The organism is Streptomyces sp. NPDC037054, from assembly GCF_055606745.1.
The window spans coordinates 914,649-938,648 of record NZ_JBVJSJ010000001.1; the positions used below are offsets into that span (position 1 = coordinate 914,649).

The following is a 24,000-nucleotide window of genomic DNA, read 5'->3' on the forward strand; positions in this document are numbered from 1 at the left end:
GGGCCCCGGACACACCCACGGACCGCGCACACGAAAGGGCCCGCACGACCGAAGTCGTGCGGGCCCTTCCCGGTGCTCGCTGGAGCTACCAGGTCAGATCAACGGACTCACTTGTTGATCTTGGTGACCTGGCCGGCGCCCACGGTCCGGCCACCCTCACGGATGGCGAACTTCAGGCCCTCTTCCATGGCGACGGGCTGGATGAGCTCCACCTTCATCTCGGTGTTGTCACCCGGCATGACCATCTCGGTGCCCTCGGGGAGGGTCACCACGCCGGTCACGTCCGTCGTACGGAAGTAGAACTGCGGACGGTAGTTGTTGAAGAACGGCGTGTGGCGGCCACCCTCGTCCTTGGACAGGATGTAGGCCTGGGCCTCGAACTCCGTGTGCGGCGTGACCGAACCCGGCTTGATGATGACCTGGCCGCGCTCGACGTCCTCGCGCTTGATGCCACGGAGGAGCAGACCGACGTTCTCACCGGCCTGGCCCTCGTCGAGCAGCTTGCGGAACATCTCGATGCCGGTGACCGTGGTGGTGGTCTTCTCGGTCTTGATGCCGATGATGTCGACGGTCTCGTTGACCTTCAGGACACCACGCTCGATACGGCCGGTGACGACCGTACCGCGACCGGTGATCGTGAAGACGTCCTCGATCGGCATGAGGAACGGCTTGTCGACGTCGCGCTCCGGCTCCGGAATCGCGGTGTCCACGGCCTCCATGAGCTTGAGGACGGACTCGCCCCACTCCTTGTCGCCCTCGAGCGCCTTGAGCGCCGAGACCTTGACGACCGGAACGTCGTCGCCCGGGAACTCGTACTCGGAGAGCAGCTCACGAACCTCGAGCTCGACGAGCTCCAGGATCTCCTCGTCGTCCACCATGTCGGCCTTGTTCAGGGCGACGACGATGTAGGGAACGCCGACCTGGCGGGCCAGGAGCACGTGCTCCTTGGTCTGCGGCATCGGGCCGTCGGTGGCGGCGACCACGAGGATGGCGCCGTCCATCTGCGCCGCACCCGTGATCATGTTCTTGATGTAGTCCGCGTGACCGGGGCAGTCGACGTGGGCGTAGTGACGCGTCTCGGTCTGGTACTCGACGTGCGCGATGGAGATGGTGATACCGCGCTGGCGCTCCTCAGGAGCCTTGTCGATCTGGTCGAAGGCCGAGGCCTCGTTCAGGTCCGGGTACGCGTCGTGCAGCACCTTGGTAATGGCGGCCGTGAGGGTCGTCTTACCGTGGTCGATGTGACCGATGGTGCCGATGTTGACGTGCGGCTTAGTCCGCTCGAACTTCGCCTTCGCCACTGGGGTCCTCCTGTGGAGTGGTTCTGGTACGCCTTACTCATCGGCGCCAGGTGATCTTTGCTGGAAAGCCCGGGCCCAGGGGCATTCCCACCACGATTGCGGCGGAATGCCCCACAAGGCTCCGGAGTCAAGCCTACGGCGTGGACGCGCGGTCCGTTACTCGCCCTTGGCCTTCGCGATGATCTCCTCGGCGACGTTCCGCGGAACCTCGGCGTAGGAGTCGAACTGCATCGAGTAGCTTGCGCGACCCGACGTCTTGCTGCGGAGGTCGCCGACGTAGCCGAACATCTCCGACAGGGGCACGAGGCCCTTCACGACGCGGGCACCCGCCCGCTCCTCCATGGCCTGGATCTGGCCACGGCGGGAGTTGATGTCGCCGATGACGTCACCCATGTAGTCCTCGGGCGTGGTGACCTCTACGGCCATCATCGGCTCGAGGAGCACGGGCGAAGCCTTGCGCGCGGCCTCCTTGAAGGCCTGCGAGCCGGCGATCTTGAACGCGAGCTCGGAGGAGTCCACCTCGTGGTAGGCACCGTCGATCAGCGTCACGCGCACACCGGTCATCTCGTAACCGGCGAGGATGCCGAACTGCATGGCCTCCTGGCAGCCGGCGTCGACCGAAGGGATGTACTCCTTCGGGATACGACCACCGGTGACCTTGTTGACGAACTCGTACGAGGCGTCGCCGCCCTCGATCGGCTCGATCGCGATGATGACGCGAGCGAACTGGCCGGTACCACCCGTCTGCTTCTTGTGGGTGAACTCGACCTTCTCGACCGACTTGCGGATCGTCTCACGGTACGCGACCTGAGGCTTGCCGACGTTGGCCTCGACCTTGAACTCACGGCGCATACGGTCGACCAGCACCTCGAGGTGCAGCTCGCCCATACCACCGATGATGGTCTGGCCGGTCTCCTCGTCCGAGTGGACCTGGAAGGACGGGTCCTCCTCGGCCAGCCGCTGGATCGCGACGCCGAGCTTCTCCTGGTCGCCCTTCGACTTGGGCTCGATGGCGACCTGGATGACCGGGGCCGGGAAGTCCATGGACTCCAGGATCACCGGCGACTTGTCGTCGGACAGCGTCTCACCCGTGGTGGTCTGCTTCAGGCCCATGACGGCGACGATGTCACCGGCGCCCACCGACTCGATCTCCTCACGCTTGTTCGCGTGCATGCGGTAGATCTTGCCGATGCGCTCCTTCTTGCCCTTCACGGAGTTCAGCACCTGGGTGCCGGACTCCAGACGGCCGGAGTACACGCGGACGAAGGTGAGCTTGCCGAGGTGCGGGTCGCTCATGATCTTGAACGCGAGCGCGGCGAGCGGCTCGTCGTCCGACGGCTTGCGCTTGACGACCGTCTCCGGGTCCTTGACGTCGTGGCCCTCGATGGCCTCGATGTCGACCGGCGACGGCAGGTAGCGCACGACCGCGTCGAGCAGGGGCTGAACGCCCTTGTTCTTGAACGCGGTACCGCAGAACACGGGGGTGACGGTCGTGCCGCCGCCCTTGCCGGACGCGATGGTGATACGACGGATCGCGGCGTACAGCTGCTCCACGGAGGGCTCGGTGCCCTCCAGGTACAGCTCCATCAGCTCCTCGTCGTTCTCGGCCACGGCCTCCAGCAGCTTGCCGCGGTACTCCTCGGCAGCCTCGGCGTGCGTGTCCGGGATGTCGACGGTGTCGTACATCTCGCCCTTGGTGGCCTCGGCGGACCAGACCAGGGCCTTCATCGTCACGAGGTCGATGACGCCCTTGAAGTCGGCCTCGGCACCGATCGGCAGCTGCATGACCAGCGGCTGCGCACCCAGGCGGTCGCTGATCATGTCGACGCAGCGGTGGAACTCCGCGCCGGTCCGGTCGAGCTTGTTGACGAAGCAGATGCGCGGAACGCCGTAGCGGTCCGCCTGACGCCACACCGTCTCGGACTGGGGCTCAACGCCGGCGACGCCGTCGAACACCGTCACGGCACCGTCGAGCACGCGCAGGGAACGCTCCACCTCGACGGTGAAGTCGACGTGGCCCGGCGTGTCGATGATGTTGATGGTGTGGTCGACGTCTTCCAGCGGCCAGTGGCAGGTGGTGGCAGCAGAGGTGATCGTGATGCCACGCTCCTGCTCCTGCTCCATCCAGTCCATGGTGGCAGCGCCGTCGTGGACCTCACCGATCTTGTACGAAACGCCGGTGTAGAACAGGATCCGCTCGGTGGTGGTCGTCTTGCCCGCGTCGATGTGGGCCATGATGCCGATGTTGCGCACCTTGGCCAGGTCAAGCGAAGTGGTAGCCATAAGGCTTTCGTCTTCTCTCGGTCTCGATGGGGTCTGCGACTACCAGCGGTAGTGCGCGAAGGCCTTGTTGGACTCGGCCATCTTGTGCGTGTCCTCGCGCTTCTTCACAGCGGCACCGAGGCCGTTGGAGGCGTCGAGGAGCTCGTTGAGCAGACGCTCGGTCATGGTCTTCTCGCGACGGGCGCGGGAGTAACCGACCAGCCAGCGCAGCGCCAGCGTGTTGGCACGGCCGGGCTTGACCTCGACCGGGACCTGGTAGGTGGCACCACCGACACGGCGGGACTTGACCTCGAGGGTCGGCTTGATGTTCTCGAGAGCGCGCTTCAGCGTGATGACCGGGTCGTTGCCGGTCTTCTCGCGCAGGCCCTCCATGGCGCCGTAGACGATGCGCTCGGCGGTGGAGCGCTTGCCGTTCAGCAGCACCTTGTTGATCAGGGAGGTCACCAGAGGAGAACCGTAGACCGGGTCGATGATGACCGGGCGCTTCGGGGCGGGGCCCTTACGAGGCATTCTTACTTCTCCTTCTTGGCGCCGTAACGGCTGCGAGCCTGCTTGCGGTTCTTGACACCCTGGGTGTCGAGCGAGCCGCGGATGATCTTGTAGCGAACACCCGGCAGGTCCTTCACACGGCCGCCGCGCACGAGCACGATGGAGTGCTCCTGCAGGTTGTGTCCCTCACCCGGAATGTAAGCGGTGACCTCGATCCCGCTGGTCAGACGCACACGCGCGACCTTACGCAGGGCCGAGTTCGGCTTCTTCGGGGTGGTCGTGAACACACGCGTGCAGACGCCACGACGCTGAGGGGAACCCTCGAGTGCGGGCGTCTTGTTCTTCTCGACCTTGTCCTGCCGGCCCTTGCGGACCAGCTGCTGGATCGTAGGCACTACTTCTCCGGTTTCTGTGTGCCGATGGGTACAGCTAACCTGGAACGTCGCCGACCCACGCGGTCGGGTGTGTCGAATCCCGCAGACTCCCGCCGCAGGGACGGAAAAGGCGCAGATTACGGTGGCCGCTCTCGGACCCTGTGCGGTTCAGAGGCACACACGAGGGCCAGGGCACACCCCAGGCACAAGGTCTGAGCGTACCTACCGCAAGGACATCGGTCAAAACAAATGGAACGCGGCCCCAGGTGACGGAGGCCGCGGGCCGCCCGCGGCCCGGATTGGCCGGATCGCGCCCTGTACGGCACCGGCGGTCGAGCCGTTCAGTACGTTGATCCGTCCGCTGCGACGAACGGGGGTTCAACCTGATGGGATCGGCGCCGCACTCACCGGACGACGGGGGCCTGGAGGACCGGGTGCCGTTCCTGGCCCGGCTGGAGAGCCCGGACCGTACAGCGCTGCTGTCGCTCGGCCGGGAACTGAGGTTCGCGGCCCGCGTCGTCCTGCTGCACCAGAGCGAACCGTCGGCGCACGTGCTGTTCCTGGTGGAGGGCTGGACCAAGGTCACGGCCGCTGCCGCCAGCGGATACGAGGCGCTGCTCGCCCTGCGCGGCCCCGGCGACATCGTCGGCGAGTCCGCCGCGCTGACCGGACGGCCCCGCTCGGCGACCGTCACCGCGCTGGAACCGGTGCGGGCGGTCGCGCTGGAGCACTCCCGCTTCAAGGACTTCCTGAACCGCTCCCCCGCCGTGTCCTTCGCCCTGCTGGGTCTCACCGCGGACCGGACCCGCGCGGCCGACCGGCGGCGCCTGGAGTTCGCCTCGATGAACGTCCGGCAGCGCTTCGCCGTGCTGCTCCTGGACCTCGCCCGCACCCACGGCCGCCGCACCGCCGAGGGCATCGAACTGGTCGTGCCGCTCAGCAAGCAGGAACTGGCGGGCTCGGTGGGCGCCTCCCGCGAGATGGTGCAGCGCCTGCTGCGGGAGCTGCGCGAGAAGGAGGCCGTCGTCACGGGCCGCCGCGCCCTGATCATCCTGCGGCCCGACCTGCTGCGCCTGATCGCGGCCACGGATCAGCCGGTGCCGGGCGTTCCCGCACCGTCACGTCCACCCCGCGCGGCGGACGGGCCGGCGCGCTCGTGCCGCCCCGGCAAGGCGTAGCGGAACGCGGCACGGCGCAGCGGAACGCCGCCCGTACGCCCTGCCGGTCGTCCGTGTCCGTGTCGCGCTTCTGTGCACACGTTCACACTTCGACTGGGTCATGCGCCCTCACGCCCCGCTCCGCACTCCGGTCACTCTGGCTGCCCTGCACGGCCACCCCACCGTTCGAAGGGCGACCATGACCGACCCCGTGAGCCGCACGATCCTGCTGCTGGACATCGAGAGGTTCAGCGACCGCGACGACGTCGAGCAGGCCTATCTGCGGCGCATGCTCTACGACATCACCGACCGTGCGCTGGAGAGCGCGGGCATCGACGAGACCCTGCGCCTGCGGGCCGACCGCGGGGACGCCGTCATGGAGCTGATCGACGCGAACGCCCCGGTCACGGCGCTGCTGCGGGCTCTGCTCACCGACGTACCGGCACAGCTGCGGCAGATGAACCGCATGGCGTCCCGCTCGGCGCAGATCCGGCTGCGCGGCGTCGTCGCCACCGGCTGGGTCGCCGTGGACGGGCAGGGCGGCTGGGTCGGCTCCGACCTGAACCGGGCCTGCCGGCTGCTGGACGCGGAACTGCTGCGCGCGGCGCTGCGGGAACGCCCCGACGACTTCGCGCTGTGCGTGTCGGACGCGCTGTACCGGGGTGTCGTGCGCCACGACCACACCGGCGTACCGGCGTCGGAGTTCCACCCGGTCACGCTGGACAGCAAGAACGGCCCGCTGCGGGCCTGGCTGCACGGCCCGCTGCCGACGGCGGCCGGCCCGGCGGGACACGGCGAGGGCCACGACGGCGGGGGCACGGAGCAGGCGCCGGACGGATCAGGGGACCGTCCGGCGCCGCGGGACCACGGGGGCCCCACGAGCGGCCCGGCGCCGGCGGGATCACGGGGAGCCCCGGCGTCGGGCCATGTCTTCAACGTCAGCGGCGGCTCGGTCAGTTTCGGCGGCAGCTTCGGCGGCGGCGACACCAACATCGTCCTGGGCGACCGGGAGCGGGGTGAGCGGCCGTGACGGTCCAGGACCAGCAGGGGGCGGGCCCGGCGGCGCCGTCGGACGGGTCCGGTCCCCCGCCCGACGCCGGCGAGGCCGCGGCGGACGCGACCAAGAAGGGCGGCGCCGAGGAGGCGCAGGAGCCCGAGCAGACCCAGAAGGCCTGGGCCGCCCGGCGCGACCTGGTCGACCACAGCCCCCGCACGATGAACGTGCACGGCGGATCCGTCGACTTCGGCGGCAGCTTCGGCGGCGGCGACACCAACGTCGCCGCCGGGGCCCGGGTCACCGGCGACGTGATCATGGGCAGCAAAACGGTCCACCACTGGACCTTCTCCGGGTTCTCCACCGGCGCCGCCTCCGGCGAGATCCCGCGCACCACCCTGGACCGGCTGGCCGCGTCCTTCGTCGCCGGCGACACGGAGTTCGCGGGCCTGCTCGACAGGCTGCGCCGCGAACGCGTCCTCGTACTGTCCGGCGCCCGCTTCACCGGCCGCCGCACCGCCGCCCTGATGCTGCTGCACCGGCTCGGCGTCACCTCCGTGCACGCGCTGGACCGCGAGACCACGCCCGGCGCGCTCGCCGAGCGGTTCACCGGCGACGACGACACCCCGCGGCCCCGCGGGCACGTGCTGTGCGACCTCGTGACCCGGCGCGACAACCCGCTGCGCGAACCGCACCTGCTGGCCGCCCGGGACCGCCTCACCGAGCAGGACGGCTACCTCGTCGTCACCGTCGGCCCCACCGCCGTACTGGAGGACGTGCAGCCCGCCGAGTGGCGGCCTCCCGCCGCCGAGGACGTGCTCGCCGCGCACCTGGGCGCCCGCACCGACGCGGCGACGACCGGGCGGCTGCTCGGGATGCCGGACGTCAAGGAGTTCCTGGCGCGCGGTCACCAGCTTCGCGAGATCGCCGCGTTCGCCCACCTGCTCGTCCGGTACTCCGCCGGGGAGGCCACCGGGGACGAGGTCGCGCAGTTCTCCCTTGCGTCCCTGGAGAACCAGGTCCAGGAGTGGTTCGAGGAGGACGAGAGCGCCGTCCACCTGCGCGACAAGGCGTTCCTCGTGGCACTCGCCGCGTTCGACGGCGGCCCGTACGCGCTCACCGCCGAACTCGGCGACCTGCTCTACGAGTTCCTCCAGAAGACGCAGAACAGCCGGCTCTCCCCCGACATCCCCATCTTCGGCACCCACATCGGCAAACGCCTCCAGCTCGCCCGTGCCCAGCGGTACGAGGAGCCCGAGAACACCGAGTGGGGACCGGTCACCCAGACCAAGGCGGCGTTCCTCGACGAACGCGTCTCGCTGGTGCTGCTGCGCGAGGTGTGGACCGGCCACCCCTCCGCGCGTCCCGCGCTCATCGAGTGGCTGCGCCGCCTCGCCGAGGACGGCCGGCCCCTGGTCCGCACCCGCGCCGCGTCCACCGTCGCCGTCCTCGCCCGCACCGACCTGCCGTCCGCGATGGCCCTGGTCATCGAGCCGTGGGCGCGGTCCAGCCGCTTCCGCCACCGGCAGGTCGCCGTCAACTCCCTCACCTTCGCCCACGCCGTCGGCACCCCCAACGTCCCGCGCATCCTCGACGCCTGGTCCCGTGACGAGGAGGACCGGCGGCTGCGCTGGGTGGCGATCCGCGCCTACGCGCTGATCGGCCCGGAGCGTCCGGGACAGGCTCTCGCCGCCCTGCGCGGAGCCGCCCGCCGGCTGCACGCCGACCTCTCCGACCCGGACGACTTCGACCTGGAGATGGCCGACGAACTCGCCGCCGCCGTCGAACTGCTCCTGCTGTCCTCCGCCGCCCCGCAGGTCCTCACCGAGCTGCGCGCCCACCTGGACGACGACCGTCCCGTGCGCGACCTGACGCTCGGCGGCTTCGTCAACGCGTGCCGCCGCACCGAGGGCGACGAACTCCACGGCACACCGCTGGTCCTCGGCTGGTACGCCCGGGCGAGCACCGAGGACCCGGCGTCCGCGCACGGCGTCGCCCACCTGTGGCGCGAGGCCCTCGGCGACCCGCACACCACCCGGCACGCCCTCGACGTCCTGCGCGCGTGGGTGCTCACCGCCGACCGGTCGACGACCACGGAATGGGCGCTCGCCGCGCTCCTGCCGGACCTCGTCACCACACCGACCGAGCACGCCCGCCTCGGCCACCTGCTGCGCACGATGCCCGGCGAGGACGGCAACCCGCCGCCCCGCGTCGCGGCCCGGCTGCTCACCACCCTTCCGACCCGCTGACCGCCCGCCCGCACGGGCCCGCACCGTCCCACCGTCCCTAGGAGAAGCACCCACCATGCCCGGCTTCCACCGCCCACCCGAGTGGCAGCAGCCCGCGGACCGGCACACCCGGCTGATCGACCCCGTGCTCACCGTGCGGCAACTGTCCCGTTTCGAGACGTCCCTCAAGCACGTGGTCCGCATCGACCACGCCCTGGTCTTCGCCACCCCCAAGGGCGGGTACGAGGCCTATCCGCCGCCCCGGCGCCCCACGCGGAGCGAGATCGCGGGACGCCGCTACACCGCCGTGTACGAGGTGGACATGGGCGTCCACCCCTTCACCGACACGCTCGTCCTGCCCAGCGACAACGACGCGTTCGAGTTCACCGCCGAGGCGGACCTGTCCTGGCAGGTCCTCGACCCGGCCCGGTTCGTCGAGAGCGGCGTCCGGGACGTCCCCGCGCTGCTGCTGGGCGAACTCCAGCAGGCGGCCCGGCCGGTGACACGCCGCTTCGCCATCACCGACAGCGCGGCGGCGGAACAGGAACTGCTGCGCGCCGTCACCGTGGTCGGCCCGCTCGGCGCGCCCGCCGGGCTCCAGGTCACCTGGACGCTGCGCCTGCGCCGCGACCAGGCGAACATCGAACACCAGCAGCGCCTCCAGGCCATCGACCACTCCGCCGCCGAGCAGATCCGCACGGCGCAGCAGGGCATGCGGGTCGACGCCGAGATGGACGAACGGCACCGGCAGCAGGACGCGCTCCAGCTCAACCGCGCCAGGGAATACGGCCGCACCGAGCATGAACTCGCCCTCCAGCACCAGCAGTGGCAGCACGAACGGGCGGTGCTCCAGGGGCAGCAGGCGCTGGAGCTCCAGCAACTCGAGGCGAAGAAGATCGAGTTCTACCAGTGGTACCTGGCCCAGGGCGGCGTGCACGCCTGGGCGCTGCACCTCGCCCAGCACCCCGAGGACTCGCGGCTCGTCATGAACAGCATGCGCGAGGACCAACTCCGCATGATCCAGGCCCAGATGGACCTCGTGAAGGAACTGCTCGGCGGCGAGAACGCGGAGAAGTTCGAAATGGAGGGCCCCAAGCAGCTGGCGCTGCGCACGGTCAGCGACATCCTCAACCAGCGCCTGCCGGGCGTCCCGCAGACCCCGCCCCTGCTCCCGCCCCCGACGGACCAGCCCGCCTCGACACCGCAGACCCCGCCTTCACCGGCCGCCCCGGCGGTCCAGACGCCACCTTCACCGGCCGCCCCGCAGGCCCAGACCCCGCCGACGTCCGCTCCACCCCAGGCCTCGCCGTACGTCCCGCCCCAGGCACCGCCGTACGCGTCCCCGCAGACGCCGTACGCCCCGACGCCGTACACGCCGCCGCCGACGCCGTACACGCCCCCGCCGCCCGGCACGCCGCCGGTGCCCGCGCCGCCCGCCCCTGCCACGCCTCCCTGGCAGCCGCCGCCCGGCTACGGCAGCACCCCGAACGCGCCTGACGCGCCGCGGGCCGACAACACACCGCAGGCCGGCGCCGCGCCTGAGACCGGCGACGCACCCCAGACCGCGCACGCACCTCAGACCCGTACCGACGCGCGGGCCGACGACGGCGCGCAGGAGGACGCCGGCCCATGACACCCGCCGACCCACTGCCCACGCCCACCCCCTTGCCCTCGCCCTCGCCCTCAGGGGCGCCGGCACCGGCACCCGCACCCGCGCCGCCCTCACCCACCCGCCTCCACCTCTGCGAACGCCTCCTCACCGACCAGCGCGCCGAGATAGCCCGCGCCGACAGCAAGGCCGCCGTCCTCGTCGCCGCGCTCGGTATGACCGCCGGTGTCTTCAGCGGCCTGCTCGCCGGGCGCGGCTGGACCCCGGACGCGCTCTCCACCGCCGGCACCCTGTGCTGGTGGACCGGGGTCCTCGCCCTCACCGTCTCGCTCTGCGCGCTGCTCCTGGCCGTCCTGCCCCGCTACCGCACCGGGACCTGGGCGCCGGGCCGACCGCTGACGTACTTCGGCGACATCCGGCGGGCCGTCGCCGGCGGCCACCTGAACGCCGCACTCGCGGACACCCAGGCCGCCCCCGAGGCCGGCCTGGTCGCCGCCCTCACCGACACGAGCCTCATCGCCTGGCGCAAGCACCAGTGGATCCGTGCCGGCCTGATCGCCTTCTGCGCCGGAACGCTCCTGCTGCCCGCCTCCCTGCTCATCGGCTGACCCACGGGCCGGCCATCACCCACGCACACCGAGGAATGACCATGACGCAGCCCCCGCCGACACCACCGACCCCGCCCGAATACCCACAGCCCGCCGCCGGGCAGGCCCAGTCGCAGCCCGGCGGGCCACAGCCCACGCACCCGCAACAGATCCCTCCGCACCTGATCCCGCCGCAGTACCCGCAGGTGCCGCCGCAGTACCCCCAGATGCCACCCCCGCAGTACACCCAGCCCACGGCGCCCCCGCCGTACCCCACACCCCAGGTGCAGCCCACGGCGCCCCCGCCGTATCCCACGGCCGAGGCCCGCGCTCAGGTCCCGCCGCAGGCGCCCCCGCCGTACCCCGGGCTGGTGCCGCCCTCCCCCGCCGAGGACCCCACCCACCCCCACCACATCGACACCACCCAGGTCGGCCGCGTCCACCTCTCCGCCCACCAGCGCCGCACCGACGCCACCGCCGTCGGCAACCTGCTGCTCCACCTGCCGAACTTCCTGTGCAGCCTCCTCGTCGTCGCGCTCGTCTCCCTGCCGCTCGGCCCCCTCGGCCTGCTCGTCGTCCTCGCCTGGCTCGCCAGCGGCGCACTCGTGTTCCACCGCCCCACCGAACGCGCCCTCGCGCGCCATCTGCTCCGTCTGCGCTACCCCACGCCGCAAGAACGCGCCAAACTCGAACCTGTCTGGCACCAGGTGACCGCCCAGGCGGGCATCGACGGACGCACGTACGAGCTGTGGGTGGAGGACAGCGACAGCCTCAACGCGGTCGCCGCGGCCGGCCACATCGTCGGCGTCACCCGCTTCGCCATGCACCAGCTCCCCAACGGCGAACTCGCCGCGGTCATGGCGCACGAGCTGGGCCACCACGTCGGAGGGCACGCGTGGTCCTCGCTGCTCGGCTACTGGTACGCGGTGCCCGGCCGGTTCGCCTGGCGCGTGCTGCGCGTGGTGACCGCGTTCCTGTTCCGCCTGTCGAGCGTCTTCGCCTGCCTCGGCGTCCTCGTCCTCGGCACGCTGGCGATCGGCCTCGCGACGCTCTCGATCCAGACGCTGTACGGACTGCCCCTGCTGATCCTCGCCCTGCCCTACGCCATCGCCGCCGTCGGCCGCCGCTCCGAGCTCCGCGCCGACCAGCACGCCGCCGCGCTCGGCTACGCCCCGATGCTGGCGGCCGTACTGGAGAAGATGCACCAGCACGAGCAGCACCAGATCGCCCTGCTCACCGCGGCCAACCGGGGCGTCCCGGTCGAGGAGAGCGCGGCGAGCAAGCTGCTGGCCTCACACCCGGACTACTACACGCGCCTGCACCATCTGCGGCCGTACCTCCAGCCGTCACGCTGACCCGCGCCGGTCAGGAAGACCCCGCCAACACCGCCACCAGCCCGATCAGGCCCACGAACAGCACCCAGCCCGCCACGGACACCCAGCCCAGCACCAGGCCCGTGAGGGCGAAGCCGTCGCCGCCCTCGCCGGTGCGGCGGATCTCCGACTGGGCCATGTGCCCCAGGATCACCGCGGGCAGGCCCGTGAGCCCGCCCGTGGCCACGCACAGGATGCCGCAGACCATCGACGCGATCGCCTTGCCGTTGGTCTTCGGCTGCGGCGCCGGCAGGAACGTCCGGGGCACAGGGCCCACGGCGGCCATCGGCTGCGGCACGGGCCCCTGCGGCAGGTCGGCCACCAGCACCGCCAGGTCGGCCACCGTACGGGCCTGGTAGGCACGTGCGACGCGCTTCTCGAACTCGGGGTGGTCCAGCCGCCCCTCCCCGTACCCCGCCCGGAGCACGTCCACGGCCCGCTCCCGGTCCGCGTGCGACGCGAGCATCGGCGGCCCGCCCGGTCCCTGCAACGGCTTGCCCTGCCACGGTGTCGGGTACGACACGGGTGCCTCCCCGGGGGCGGTCGACTGCTGCCGAGAACTCGAATGCTGTCGAAGACTCGAACGCCCCATACCCACCCTTCGGTTCCGCCCACCCCCGGAACCCACCCGTTCGTGACACGCCCGTCACACGCCGGGGACGCGACACACACCGGGCACGCCGAGGGGCGGCCACCCGTGAACCGGGTGACCGCCCCTCAGTGACGCGGACCTACGCCTTACTGGTTGTACGGACCGTAGTCGTAGTCCTCCAGCGGAACGGCCTGGCCGGAGCCCGTGCCGAACGGCGAGTAGTCGATGTCGTCGTAGCCCACGGCCGAGTACATCGCGGCCTTGGCCTCCTCGGTCGGCTCGACCCGGATGTTGCGGTAGCGGGACAGACCCGTACCGGCCGGGATGAGCTTACCGATGATGACGTTCTCCTTGAGGCCGATGAGGCTGTCGGACTTGGCGTTGATCGCCGCGTCCGTCAGCACTCGGGTCGTCTCCTGGAAGGAGGCGGCCGACAGCCAGGATTCCGTCGCCAGCGAGGCCTTGGTGATACCCATCAGCTGCGGACGACCCGAGGCCGGGTGACCGCCCTCCTGGACCACACGACGGTTCTCGGTCTCGAACTTCGAGCGCTCGACCAGCTCGCCGGGCAGCAGCTCGGCGTCGCCGGACTCGATGATCGTCACGCGGCGCAGCATCTGCCGGATGATGATCTCGATGTGCTTGTCGTGGATCGACACACCCTGCGAGTTGTAGACCTTCTGGACCTCGCCGACCAGGTGGACCTGGACGGCACGCTGGCCCAGGATGCGCAGCACGTCGTGCGGGTTGGTGGCACCCACGGTGAGCTTCTGGCCCACCTCGACGTGCTCGCCCTCGCTGACCAGGAGACGGGCGCGCTTCGAGATCGGGTACGCCGTCTCGTCGCTGCCGTCGTCCGGGGTGACGACGATTTTCTTGGTCTTCTCGGTCTCCTCGATCCGCACGCGGCCGGAGGCCTCGGAGATCGGGGCGACACCCTTCGGGGTACGGGCCTCGAAGAGCTCGACGACACGCGGCAGACCCTGGGTGATGTCGTCACCGGCCACACCACCGGTGTGGAAGGTACGCATCGTCAGCTGGGTACCGGGCTCACCGATGGACTGGGCGGCGATGATGCCGACCGCCTCACCGATGTCGACCAGCTTGCCGGTGGCCAGCGAGCGGCCGTAGCACATGGCGCAGGTGCCGACGGCGGACTCGCAGGTCAGGACCGAGCGGGTCTTGACCGTCTGGACGCCGTGCTTGACGAGCTCCTCGATGAGGACGTCGCCCAGGTCGGTGCCGGCCGGGGCCAGCACCTTGCCGTCGACGACGATGTCCTCGGCGAGGCAGCGCGCGTACACGGACGTCTCGACGTCGTCCGCCTTGCGCAGGACGCCGTCGGCGCCGCGCTCGGCGATGTCGAGCTTGAGGCCGCGGTCGGTGCCGCAGTCCTCCTCGCGGATGATGACGTCCTGGGAGACGTCGACCAGACGACGGGTGAGGTAACCCGAGTCGGCGGTACGCAGGGCGGTGTCCGCCAGACCCTTACGGGCACCGTGGGTGGAGATGAAGTACTCCAGCACGGACAGGCCCTCACGGAACGACGCCTTGATCGGACGCGGGATCGTCTCGTTCTTCGCGTTCGACACCAGACCACGCATACCGGCGATCTGACGCATCTGCATCATGTTGCCTCGTGCACCCGAGTTCACCATCATGAAGATCGGGTTGGTCTTCGGGAAGTTGTCGTTCATCGCCTCGGCGACCTCGTTGGTCGCCTTGGTCCAGATCGCGATGAGCTCCTGCGTGCGCTCGTCCTTGGTGATCAGACCGCGCTCGTACTGCTTCTGGACCTTCTCGTCCTGCGCCTCGTAGCCCTTGACGATCTCCTTCTTCGCCTCGGGGACGACGACGTCGGAGATGGCCACGGTGACGCCGGAACGGGTCGCCCAGTAGAAGCCGGCCGCCTTCAGGTTGTCGAGCGTCGCCGCCACGATGACCTTGGGGTAGCGCTCGGCGAGGTCGTTGACGATCTCGGAGAGCTGCTTCTTGCCGACCTCGTAGTCGACGAACGGGTAGTCCTCGGGCAGCAGCTCGTTGAAGAGCGCGCGGCCCAGCGTGGTGTTCAGCCGGAAGCTGTCACCCTGCTGCCACTCCGGCTCGCCCTCCTCGCGCGCCGGCGGCGTCCACCCGCGCGGCGGGATGGTGCCCACCGGGAAGCGGATGTCGATCTTCGACTGGAGCGACAGGTCGCCCGCGTCGAAGGCCATGATCGCCTCGGCGACGGAGGCGAAGGACCGGCCCTCGCCCTTGAGCTCGCGCATCTCGCCGTCGGTGGTGAGGAAGAACAGACCGAGGACCATGTCCTGGGTCGGCATCGTCACCGGACGGCCGTCGGCGGGCTTGAGGATGTTGTTCGAGGACAGCATCAGGATGCGGGCCTCGGCCTGCGCCTCCGCGGACAGCGGAAGGTGCACGGCCATCTGGTCACCGTCGAAGTCCGCGTTGAACGCGGTGCAGACGAGCGGGTGGATCTGGATGGCCTTGCCCTCGACCAGCTGCGGCTCGAAGGCCTGGATGCCGAGGCGGTGCAGCGTGGGCGCGCGGTTCAGCAGAACCGGGTGCTCCGCGATGACCTCTTCCAGCACGTCGTACACGACCGTGCGGCCGCGCTCGACCATGCGCTTGGCGCTCTTGATGTTCTGCGCGTGGTTCAGGTCGACCAGGCGCTTCATCACGAACGGCTTGAACAGCTCCAGCGCCATCGCCTTCGGCAGACCGCACTGGTGCAGCTTCAGCTGCGGACCGACGACGATCACGGAACGCGCGGAGTAGTCCACGCGCTTGCCGAGCAGGTTCTGACGGAAGCGGCCCTGCTTGCCCTTGAGCATGTCGGACAGCGACTTCAGCGGACGGTTACCGGGGCCCGTGACCGGGCGACCGCGGCGGCCGTTGTCGAAGAGCGCGTCGACGGCCTCCTGGAGCATGCGCTTCTCGTTGTTCACGATGATCTCGGGCGCACCGAGGTCGAGAAGGCGCTTCAGGCGGTTGTTGCGGTTGATGACACGGCGGTACAGGTCGTTGAGGTCGGAGGTCGCGAAGCGGCCACCGTCCAGCTGCACCATCGGACGCAGGTCCGGCGGGATGACCGGCACGCAGTCGAGCACCATGCCCTTGGGGCTGTTGCTGGTCTGCAGGAACGCGGAGACGACCTTGAGGCGCTTGAGCGCGCGGGTCTTCTTCTGGCCCTTGCCGGTGCGGATGATCTCGCGGAGGCGCTCGGCCTCCTCGTCGAGGTCGAAGGACTCCAGGCGCTTCTGCAGCGCCGCGGCACCCATCGAGCCGTCGAAGTACGTGCCGAAGCGGTCGCGCAGCTCGCGGTAGAGCAGCTCGTCGCCCTCCAGGTCCTGGACCTTGAGGTTCTTGAAGCGGTTCCACACCTCGTCGAGACGGTCGATCTCGCGCTGGGCGCGGTCGCGCAGCTGCTTCATCTCGCGCTCGGCACCCTCGCGCACCTTGCGGCGCACGTCGGCCTTGGCACCCTCGGCCTCCAGCTCGGCCAGGTCGGTCTCGAGCTTCTTGGCGCGGGCCTCCAGGTCGGCGTCGCGGCGCTGCTCGATCTGCTGGCGCTCGACGGAGACGTGGGCCTCCAGCGAGGGCAGGTCGCGGGTGCGGCGCTCCTCGTCGACGTACGTGATCATGTACGCCGCGAAGTAGATGACCTTCTCCAGGTCCTTCGGGGCCAGGTCGAGCAGGTAGCCCAGGCGCGACGGGACGCCCTTGAAGTACCAGATGTGGGTGACGGGGGCGGCCAGCTCGATGTGGCCCATCCGCTCACGGCGCACCTTGGCGCGGGTGACCTCGACACCACAGCGCTCGCAGATGATGCCCTTGAAGCGGACGCGCTTGTACTTGCCGCAGTAGCACTCCCAGTCCCGGGTCGGACCGAAGATCTTCTCGCAGAAGAGTCCGTCCTTCTCGGGCTTGAGCGTGCGGTAGTTGATCGTCTCGGGCTTCTTGACCTCGCCGTGGCTCCACTGACGGATGTCGTCAGCGGTGGCCAGACCGATCCGGAGCTCGTCGAAGAAGTTGACGTCGAGCACTATGCGTCAATCCCTCTCAGGGTTGTAAGTCATGGGGTCTGATACGGGGGTCCTGGGGCCGGCCGGGCTCATGACGAGCCCGGCCGGACTCCCGTCAGACCTCTTCGACGCTGCTCGGCTCACGCCGGGACAGGTCGATGCCAAGCTCCTCCGCAGCGCGGAAGACGTCCTCGTCGGTGTCGCGCATCTCGATGGACATGCCGTCCGAGGACAGCACCTCCACGTTGAGGCACAGGGACTGCATCTCCTTGATGAGCACCTTGAAGGACTCGGGGATGCCGGGCTCAGGGATGTTCTCGCCCTTGACGATGGCCTCGTAGACCTTCACGCGGCCGGTGACGTCGTCGGACTTGATGGTCAGCAGCTCCTGGAGGGCGTACGCGGCGCCGTAAGCCTCCAGCGCCCACACCTCCATCTCACCGAAGCGCTGGCCACCGAACTGGGCCTTACCACCCAGCGGCTGCTGGGTGATCATCGAGTACGGACCGGTCGAGCGGGCGTGCAGCTTGTCGTCGACCAGGTGGTGGAGCTTCAGGATGTACATGTAGCCGACGGAGATCGGGTCCGGGAACGGCTCACCCGAACGGCCGTCGAACAGCCGCGCCTTGCCGGACGGCAGGACCATGCGGTCGCCGTCGCGGTTCGGGATGGTGTGCTCCAGCAGACCGGCGAGCTCGTCCTCGCGGGCACCGTCGAAGACCGGGGTCGCCACGTTGGTGCGCGGGTCGACCTGGTCGGCGCCGATGGCCTGGAGGCGCTGGGCCCACTCGTCCGCGAGGCCGGAGACGTCCCAGCCCTGGCTGGCGAGCCAGCCGAGGTGGATCTCCAGGACCTGTCCCGGGTTCATTCGGGAGGGCACACCCAGCGGGTTGAGGATGATGTCGACCGGGGTGCCGTCCTCCAGGAACGGCATGTCCTCGATCGGCAGGATCTTGGAGATGACGCCCTTGTTGCCGTGGCGGCCGGCGAGCTTGTCACCGTCGGTGATCTTGCGCTTCTGCGCCACGTAGACGCGGACCAGCTGGTTCACGCCCGGGGGCAGCTCGTCGCCCTCTTCGCGGTCGAAGACGCGGACGCCGATGACCTTGCCGATCTCGCCGTGCGGCACCTTCAGCGAGGTGTCACGGACCTCACGGGCCTTCTCACCGAAGATCGCGCGCAGCAGGCGCTCCTCGGGCGTCAGCTCGGTCTCACCCTTGGGCGTGACCTTGCCGACGAGGATGTCACCGGCGACGACCTCGGCACCGATGCGGATGATGCCGCGCTCGTCGAGGTCGGCGAGGACCTCCTCGGAGACGTTCGGGATGTCCCGGGTGATCTCCTCGGGGCCGAGCTTGGTGTCACGGGCGTCGACCTCGTGCTCCTCGATGTGGATCGAGGAGAGGACGTCGTCCTGCACGAGGCGCTGCGACAGGATGATCGCGTCCTCGTAGTTGTGACCCTCCCACGGCATGAACGCGACCAGCAGGTTCTTGCCGAGCGCCATCTCGCCGTTCTGCGTGGCGGGGCCGTCGGCGAGGACCTGACCGGTGATGATCCGGTCGCCCTCGTTGACGATGACCTTCTGGTTGACCGAGGTGCCCTGGTTGGACCGGGAGAACTTGGCCAGGCGGTACGTGATGTACGTGCCGTCGTCGTTGGCGGTGGTGATGTAGTCCGCGGAGACCTCCTGGACCACACCGTCCTTCTCGGCCTTGACGACGTCGCCGGCGTCGACCGCGGAGCGGTACTCCATGCCGGTGCCGACGAGCGGCGCCTCGGACTGGATCAGCGGCACGGCCTGGCGCATCATGTTCGCGCCCATGAGGGCACGGTTGGCGTCGTCGTGCTCGAGGAACGGGATCATGGCGGTCGCGACCGACACCATCTGGCGCGGCGAGACGTCCATGTAGTCCACGTCGTCACCGGCGACGTAGTCGACCTCGCCGCCGCGGCGGCGGACCAGGACGCGGGCCTCGGCGAACCGGAGCTCGTCGGTCAGCGGCGCGTTGGCCTGGGCGATGACGAAGCGGTCTTCCTCGTCGGCGGTCAGGTAGTCGACGTCGTCGGTGACCTGGCCGTCGACGACCTTGCGGTACGGCGTCTCGATGAAACCGAACGCGTTGACCCGGCCGTAGGAGGCGAGCGAGCCGATCAGACCGATGTTCGGGCCTTCGGGCGTCTCGATCGGGCACATGCGGCCGTAGTGCGAGGGGTGCACGTCACGGACTTCGAAGCCGGCCCGCTCACGGGACAGACCACCCGGGCCGAGGGCGTTGAGACGACGCTTGTGCGTCAGGCCCGACAGCGGGTTGTTCTGGTCCATGAACTGGGACAGCTGGCTGGTGCCGAAGAACTCCTTGATGGAGGCGACGACCGGCCGGATGTTGATCAGGGTCTGCGGCGTGATCGCCTCGACGTCCTGGGTGGTCATGCGCTCGCGCACGACGCGCTCCATACGGGCGAGACCCGTACGGACCTGGTTCTGGATCAGCTCGCCGACGCTGCGGATGCGGCGGTTGCCGAAGTGGTCGATGTCGTCGGTCTCGACGATGATCGAGCGGCCGGACTCGCCGGTCGTCTCGGTCTCACCGGCGTGCAGCTTCACCAGGTACTTGATGGTGGCGATGATGTCGTCGGTGGTGAGCACACCGGCGTCCAGCGGCTCGTCCGCGCCGAGCTTCTTGTTCACCTTGTAGCGGCCGACCTTCGCGAGGTCGTAGCGCTTCGGGTTGAAGTAGAGGTTCTCGAGCAGGGTCTGCGCCGCCTCGCGCGTCGGGGGCTCGCCCGGGCGCAGCTTGCGGTAGATGTCGAGCAGCGCGTCGTCCTGGCCCTGGGTGTGGTCCTTCTCCAGGGTGGCGCGCATGGACTCGTACTCGCCGAACTCCTCGAGGATCTGCTCGGTGGTCCAGCCGAGCGCCTTCAGGAGGACGGTGACGGACTGCTTGCGCTTGCGGTCGATGCGGACACCGACCATGTCGCGCTTGTCGATCTCCATCTCCAGCCAGGCACCCCGGGACGGGATGATCTTGGCGGAGAAGATGTCCTTGTCGGACGTCTTGTCGATGGAGGAGTCGAAGTAGACGCCGGGCGAACGCACCAGCTGCGAGACGACGACACGCTCGGTGCCGTTGATGACGAAGGTGCCCTTGTTGGTCATGAGCGGGAAGTCGCCCATGAAGACCGTCTGGGACTTGATCTCGCCGGTCTCGTTGTTCGTGAACTCGGCGGTGACGAAGAGCGGGGCCGCGTACGTGAAGTCGCGCTCCTTGCACTCGTCGATCGAGTTCTTCGGCGGCTCGAAACGGTGGTCGCGGAAGGTCAGCGACATCGACCCGCTGAAGTCCTCGATCGGGGAGATCTCCTCGAAGATCTCCTCCAGACCGGACTTGGTGGGGACGTCCTGCCCGTTCTCGAGAGCCTCCTCGACGCGAGCCTTCCACGCGTCGTTGCCGAGCAGCCAGTCGAAGCTCTCGGTTTGCAGCGCGAGAAGGTTCGGAACCTCGAGGGGCTCCTTGATCTTTGCAAAAGAGATGCGCAGCGGGGCGGTGCTGGCGGCGTTGTTCGTATTCGCGGTCGAGGCGTTGCGCGAGGCGGCCAAGAGGGGGTCCTTCCGAGGGCTCGGACTCACTACGCGCGTACCGGCCCCTCACCCATGCACAGACAAGAGTCCCAGGTCAGAGACGATCTTTTCGTCGGTGCTGAAGTGAGGGCAGACCCCTGGTGACGGGCAGGGGGCAGCTAACAGGCAGCGCAAAGGGTCAGTGTAGCCACTTGGCACACTGATGTCCAGTGCGGGTTTGTGAGACCCTCGTTGTTCTCAACTCCTGCGACAAGGCCCTGCCCTCAACGCACGGTGATACTGCCCTCTTCGTCGCCGATCCATGCCTCGGATTCGGATCCTTCTGGCGACGCGTCCTGAGAATCGCGCGCTGCGTCCGGTTCGTCAAGGGCCCCCTTGCCCAAACTGGTTGCCGCCCGGTGTCTTCCTGGCCCTCGGAGGCACGACGAAGATCACCATACTCCGCACCGCCACAGGTGCAAGGCAGCCGCCGCCGGGCCTCGGAAACGCCGAAGAGCGACCACCCGGTTGGATGATCGCTCCTCGGTGCTGAGGCGTTACAGGTCCAGGGGACCCGAGAGGTCTTACTTGACCTCGACGGCCGCGCCGGCGCCCTTGAGGGCCTCGGCGGCCTTGTCGGCCTGCTCCTTGTTGACCTTCTCGAGGACCGGCTTCGGGGTGCCGTCGACGAGGTCCTTGGCCTCCTTCAGGCCCAGGGAGGTCAGCTCACGCACGACCTTGATGACCTGGATCTTCTTGTCGCCGGCGCCGGTGAGAATGACGTCGAACTCGTCCTTCTCCTCGGCGGCCTCGGCGCCACCGGCGGCAGCGCCGCCACCCGCGACGACGACCGGGGCGGCCGCGGCGGCGGTGACGTCGAACTTCTCCTCGAAGGCCTTCACGAACTCGGAGAGCTCGATGAGGGTCATCTCCTCGAACTGCGCGAGCAGGTCTTCCTGGCTGAGCTTCGCCATGATGGCGGTCCTTCCACTAAATCGGCAGGTGCCGGATGTACGGGGTGAGGCGGGCGTACGTCGGGCCCGCATCGACCCTCGCCTCAGGCGGCGAGGATCGGAAAGCGAGCCGAATTACTCGGCACCGCCCTGCTCGTCCTGCTTGGCACGGAGCGCGTCCACGGTGCGGACGAGCTTCGAGGGCAGCGCCTGGAAGACAGAGGCAGCCTGGGACTGCTTGCCCTTCATGGCACCGGCCAGCTTGGAGAGCAGAACCTCGCGGGACTCGAGGTCCGCAAGCTTCTTGATCTCGTCGGCGGACAGCGCCTTGCCGTCAAGGACACCGCCCTTGATGACGAGATTCGGGTTGTCCTTGGCGAAGTCGCGCAGACCCTTCGCCGACTCCACCGGGTCACCGGTGATGAAGGCGACAGCCGTCGGACCATTGAACTGGTCGTCCAGCGTCGTGATCCCGGCCTCGTTGGCCGCAATCTTGGTCAGCGTGTTCTTCACCACGGCGTACTGGGCGTTCTCACCGAGCGACCGGCGCAGCTGCTTCAGCTGCGCCACGGTGAGACCGCGGTACTCGGTCAGCACGGCGGCGTTCGAGCTGCGGAACTTGTCCGTCAGCTCGGCAACCGCGGCGGACTTGTCGGGCCTCGCCATAGAGCCTCGGCCTCCTTCCGGGTGATTCGGACCGCGCGGACCCGAAGGAGGACTGAGGGAAAACGAAACGCCCCGGCGCAGGCGCACGGGGCGGACTCGACCGGGCGCACGCACGCTTCCACGAGCGCACTCCGGGAGTTCTTCCACAGTCACCTGCGCGGGTCGTCCGCAGTTCAGCGGATCCTTCGGCCACCGCGCCCTCTGACGAGCGCACGGCAACGACCAGCGGTCTTTGGCTTCTGTAGGAGCGTACGTGACCGCACGGCTGTCAAGCAAATCCGCTCCTACGACGCCGGAGAAACGCCCCTACGGCGCCGGAGAAACGTCCCTACGGCGCCGGAAAAAGGAGAACGGGCCCCGCACCTCGAAAGGTGCGGGGCCCGTCGTCCGACGTGGTGAGCCTCAGGCTCAGACCGCGGCCGGGTCCTCCTCGACGAGGAGGTTGCGGGTGCGGTTCGGGTCGAGCGGAATGCCGGGGCCCATCGTGGTGGTGATGGCGGCCTTCTTGATGTAACGACCCTTGGCGGCGGACGGCTTCAGACGGAGGATCTCCTCCAGCGCGGCGCCGTAGTTCTCCACCAGCTTGGTGTCGTCGAAGGACACCTTGCCGATGATGAAGTGCAGGTTCGAGTGCTTGTCGACGCGGAACTCGATCTTGCCGCCCTTGATGTCGTTGACGGCCTTGGTGACGTCCGGCGTCACGGTGCCCGTCTTCGGGTTCGGCATCAGACCACGCGGACCGAGCACGCGGCCGAGGCGGCCGACCTTGCCCATGAGGTCCGGGGTGGCGACAACGGCGTCGAAGTCCAGACGGCCCTTCGACACCTCGTCGATGAGCTCGTCGGCGCCGACGATGTCAGCGCCCGCGGCACGCGCGGCCTCGGCACGGTCACCGGTCGCGAAGACCAGGACCCGGGCGGTCTTACCGGTGCCGTGCGGAAGGTTCACGGTGCCACGGACCATCTGGTCGGCCTTGCGCGGGTCGACACCCAGACGGAAGGCGACCTCGACGGTGCCGTCGAACTTGGTCGTGGAGGTCTCCTTGGCGAGACGGACGGCCTCGAGCGGGGCGTACAGCTTCTCCCGGTCGATCTTGGCGTCCGCAGCGCGAAGGGACTTGCTGCGCTTGCTCACTACTGCTCCTGTGGATTCTTAGGAGTCGTGGTCCGGGCCGAGCAGGCCCTTCCACACTTCTGCTTGGTGACGGGGTGGGGTCAGCCCTCGACCGTGACGCCCATGGAACGGGCGGTGCCGGCGATGATCTTCTCGGCGGCGTCCAGGTCGTTGGCGTTGAGGTCGGGCATCTTGGTGGTGGCGATCTCGCGGACCTGGTCGCGCGTGATCTTCGCGACCTTGGTCTTGTGCGGCTCGCCGGAGCCCTTCTCCACGCCCGCGGCCTTGAGGATCATCTTGGCGGCCGGCGGCGTCTTGGTGATGAAGGTGAAGGAACGGTCCTCGTAGACCGTGATCTCCACCGGGATCACCCAGCCACGCTGCGACTCGGTCGCGGCGTTGTACGCCTTGCAGAACTCCATGATGTTCACGCCGTGCTGGCCCAGCGCGGGGCCGACCGGCGGGGCCGGGTTGGCGGCACCGGCCTGGATCTGGAGCTTGATGAGCCCCGTGACCTTCTTCTTCTTGGGAGGCATTGCTCTCTCCGGGTCCTAGTGAGAGTTTTTCCGCCTACCGGTCCGGATCATCCGGACGGAGGCATACCGCACAACGATAACGGGTATCCATGCGCGGCCAAAAACCGAGCAGGTCAGACATGCTGCGAGAGCCTGTCTGACCTGTTCGGAAGCGGTGG

General features: G+C 69.0%; 17 protein-coding genes. 6 read left to right on the forward strand and 11 right to left on the reverse strand.

Annotated features, from left to right (window positions below; translation table 11 throughout):
• Nucleotides 1-107: 107 nt before the first annotated feature.
• The 4 genes from tuf to rpsL form a co-directional block, all read right to left on the reverse strand.
• Nucleotides 108-1,301 carry an elongation factor Tu gene (tuf, locus tag ACZ7D7_RS04015; RefSeq protein ID WP_470822095.1) on the reverse strand — a complete coding sequence of 398 codons (1,194 nt, stop codon included), beginning with the start codon at nt 1,299-1,301 and terminating at the stop codon, nt 108-110.
• 156 nt (nt 1,302-1,457) lie between these two features.
• On the reverse strand, nt 1,458-3,584 hold the full coding sequence (fusA, locus tag ACZ7D7_RS04020; protein WP_470822097.1) for an elongation factor G: 2,127 nt from the start codon (nt 3,582-3,584) through the stop codon (nt 1,458-1,460).
• Between the two features lie 39 nt (nt 3,585-3,623).
• Entirely contained in the window at nt 3,624-4,094 is a 471-nt protein-coding gene (gene rpsG / locus ACZ7D7_RS04025; RefSeq protein WP_003998848.1) for a 30S ribosomal protein S7, read from the reverse strand.
• Nucleotides 4,095-4,096: 2 nt separating this feature from the next.
• Nucleotides 4,097-4,468 carry a 30S ribosomal protein S12 gene (rpsL, locus tag ACZ7D7_RS04030; protein ID WP_003948652.1) on the reverse strand — a complete coding sequence of 124 codons (372 nt, stop codon included), beginning with the start codon at nt 4,466-4,468 and terminating at the stop codon, nt 4,097-4,099.
• Nucleotides 4,469-4,833: 365 nt separating this feature from the next.
• On the opposite strand from rpsL, the gene ACZ7D7_RS04035 reads away from it, so the two are divergent.
• The 6 genes from ACZ7D7_RS04035 (at nt 4,834) to ACZ7D7_RS04060 (ending at nt 12,377) form a co-directional block, all read left to right on the forward strand.
• Nucleotides 4,834-5,625 carry a Crp/Fnr family transcriptional regulator gene (locus tag ACZ7D7_RS04035; RefSeq protein WP_470822100.1) on the forward strand — a complete coding sequence of 264 codons (792 nt, stop codon included), beginning with the start codon at nt 4,834-4,836 and terminating at the stop codon, nt 5,623-5,625.
• 178 nt (nt 5,626-5,803) lie between these two features.
• Nucleotides 5,804-6,634, forward strand: a complete 831-nt coding sequence (locus ACZ7D7_RS04040; RefSeq protein WP_470822102.1) for a hypothetical protein — start codon at nt 5,804-5,806, stop codon at nt 6,632-6,634.
• A complete protein-coding gene (locus ACZ7D7_RS04045; RefSeq protein ID WP_470822104.1) occupies nt 6,631-8,847 on the forward strand; it encodes a HEAT repeat domain-containing protein in 2,217 nt (738 codons plus the stop codon). The genes ACZ7D7_RS04040 and ACZ7D7_RS04045 overlap by 4 nt, the downstream gene beginning before the upstream one ends.
• A gap of 55 nt (nt 8,848-8,902) precedes the next feature.
• The gene (locus ACZ7D7_RS04050; protein WP_470822105.1) at nt 8,903-10,459 is read left to right on the forward strand and encodes a hypothetical protein; all 1,557 of its coding nucleotides are present in this window, start codon (nt 8,903-8,905) and stop codon (nt 10,457-10,459) included.
• Nucleotides 10,456-11,043, forward strand: a complete 588-nt coding sequence (locus ACZ7D7_RS04055; RefSeq protein ID WP_470822106.1) for a Pycsar system effector family protein — start codon at nt 10,456-10,458, stop codon at nt 11,041-11,043. Before ACZ7D7_RS04050 ends, ACZ7D7_RS04055 begins: the two co-directional genes overlap by 4 nt.
• A gap of 41 nt (nt 11,044-11,084) precedes the next feature.
• Nucleotides 11,085-12,377, forward strand: a complete 1,293-nt coding sequence (locus tag ACZ7D7_RS04060) for a M48 family metalloprotease (RefSeq protein WP_470822108.1) — start codon at nt 11,085-11,087, stop codon at nt 12,375-12,377.
• Nucleotides 12,378-12,387: 10 nt separating this feature from the next.
• Here ACZ7D7_RS04060 and ACZ7D7_RS04065 read toward each other — a convergent pair whose 3' ends face one another.
• The 7 genes from ACZ7D7_RS04065 to rplK form a co-directional block, all read right to left on the reverse strand.
• Nucleotides 12,388-12,918, reverse strand: coding sequence for a DUF1707 and DUF4190 domain-containing protein (locus ACZ7D7_RS04065; protein WP_470822110.1), 531 nt, complete (start codon nt 12,916-12,918; stop codon nt 12,388-12,390).
• A 215-nt stretch (nt 12,919-13,133) separates the two neighbouring features.
• Nucleotides 13,134-17,033 carry a DNA-directed RNA polymerase subunit beta' gene (locus tag ACZ7D7_RS04070; RefSeq protein WP_470822111.1) on the reverse strand — a complete coding sequence of 1,300 codons (3,900 nt, stop codon included), beginning with the start codon at nt 17,031-17,033 and terminating at the stop codon, nt 13,134-13,136.
• 94 nt (nt 17,034-17,127) lie between these two features.
• Nucleotides 17,128-20,613 (reverse strand): DNA-directed RNA polymerase subunit beta, encoded by a 3,486-nt coding sequence (rpoB, locus tag ACZ7D7_RS04075; RefSeq protein ID WP_470822112.1) that lies wholly within the window; start codon nt 20,611-20,613, stop codon nt 17,128-17,130.
• A 545-nt stretch (nt 20,614-21,158) separates the two neighbouring features.
• The gene (gene rplL / locus ACZ7D7_RS04080) at nt 21,159-21,548 is read right to left on the reverse strand and encodes a 50S ribosomal protein L7/L12 (protein ID WP_470822114.1); all 390 of its coding nucleotides are present in this window, start codon (nt 21,546-21,548) and stop codon (nt 21,159-21,161) included.
• A 114-nt stretch (nt 21,549-21,662) separates the two neighbouring features.
• Nucleotides 21,663-22,193 carry a 50S ribosomal protein L10 gene (gene rplJ / locus ACZ7D7_RS04085; RefSeq protein ID WP_470822116.1) on the reverse strand — a complete coding sequence of 177 codons (531 nt, stop codon included), beginning with the start codon at nt 22,191-22,193 and terminating at the stop codon, nt 21,663-21,665.
• A gap of 408 nt (nt 22,194-22,601) precedes the next feature.
• Nucleotides 22,602-23,327, reverse strand: coding sequence for a 50S ribosomal protein L1 (gene rplA / locus ACZ7D7_RS04090; protein ID WP_279548933.1), 726 nt, complete (start codon nt 23,325-23,327; stop codon nt 22,602-22,604).
• Between the two features lie 80 nt (nt 23,328-23,407).
• Complete coding sequence (gene rplK, locus ACZ7D7_RS04095; protein WP_006130605.1) at nt 23,408-23,842, reverse strand: 50S ribosomal protein L11; 435 nt, start codon at nt 23,840-23,842, stop codon at nt 23,408-23,410.
• Nucleotides 23,843-24,000 lie beyond the last annotated feature (158 nt).

Excerpts from the sequence above, each read along its gene's own strand:
- ACZ7D7_RS04050 (WP_470822105.1), top strand. The coding sequence starts at position 8,903 with ATGCCCGGCTTCCACCGCCCACCCGAGTGGCAGCAGCCCGCGGACCGG.
- fusA (WP_470822097.1), bottom strand. The coding sequence starts at position 3,584 with ATGGCTACCACTTCGCTTGACCTGGCCAAGGTGCGCAACATCGGCATC.
- ACZ7D7_RS04055 (WP_470822106.1), top strand. The coding sequence starts at position 10,456 with ATGACACCCGCCGACCCACTGCCCACGCCCACCCCCTTGCCCTCGCCC.
- rplL (WP_470822114.1), bottom strand. The coding sequence starts at position 21,548 with ATGGCGAAGCTCAGCCAGGAAGACCTGCTCGCGCAGTTCGAGGAGATG.
- ACZ7D7_RS04035 (WP_470822100.1), top strand. The coding sequence starts at position 4,834 with ATGGGATCGGCGCCGCACTCACCGGACGACGGGGGCCTGGAGGACCGG.
- rplK (WP_006130605.1), bottom strand. The coding sequence starts at position 23,842 with ATGCCTCCCAAGAAGAAGAAGGTCACGGGGCTCATCAAGCTCCAGATC.
- ACZ7D7_RS04060 (WP_470822108.1), top strand. The coding sequence starts at position 11,085 with ATGACGCAGCCCCCGCCGACACCACCGACCCCGCCCGAATACCCACAG.
- ACZ7D7_RS04040 (WP_470822102.1), top strand. The coding sequence starts at position 5,804 with ATGACCGACCCCGTGAGCCGCACGATCCTGCTGCTGGACATCGAGAGG.
- rplJ (WP_470822116.1), bottom strand. The coding sequence starts at position 22,193 with ATGGCGAGGCCCGACAAGTCCGCCGCGGTTGCCGAGCTGACGGACAAG.
- rpsG (WP_003998848.1), bottom strand. The coding sequence starts at position 4,094 with ATGCCTCGTAAGGGCCCCGCCCCGAAGCGCCCGGTCATCATCGACCCG.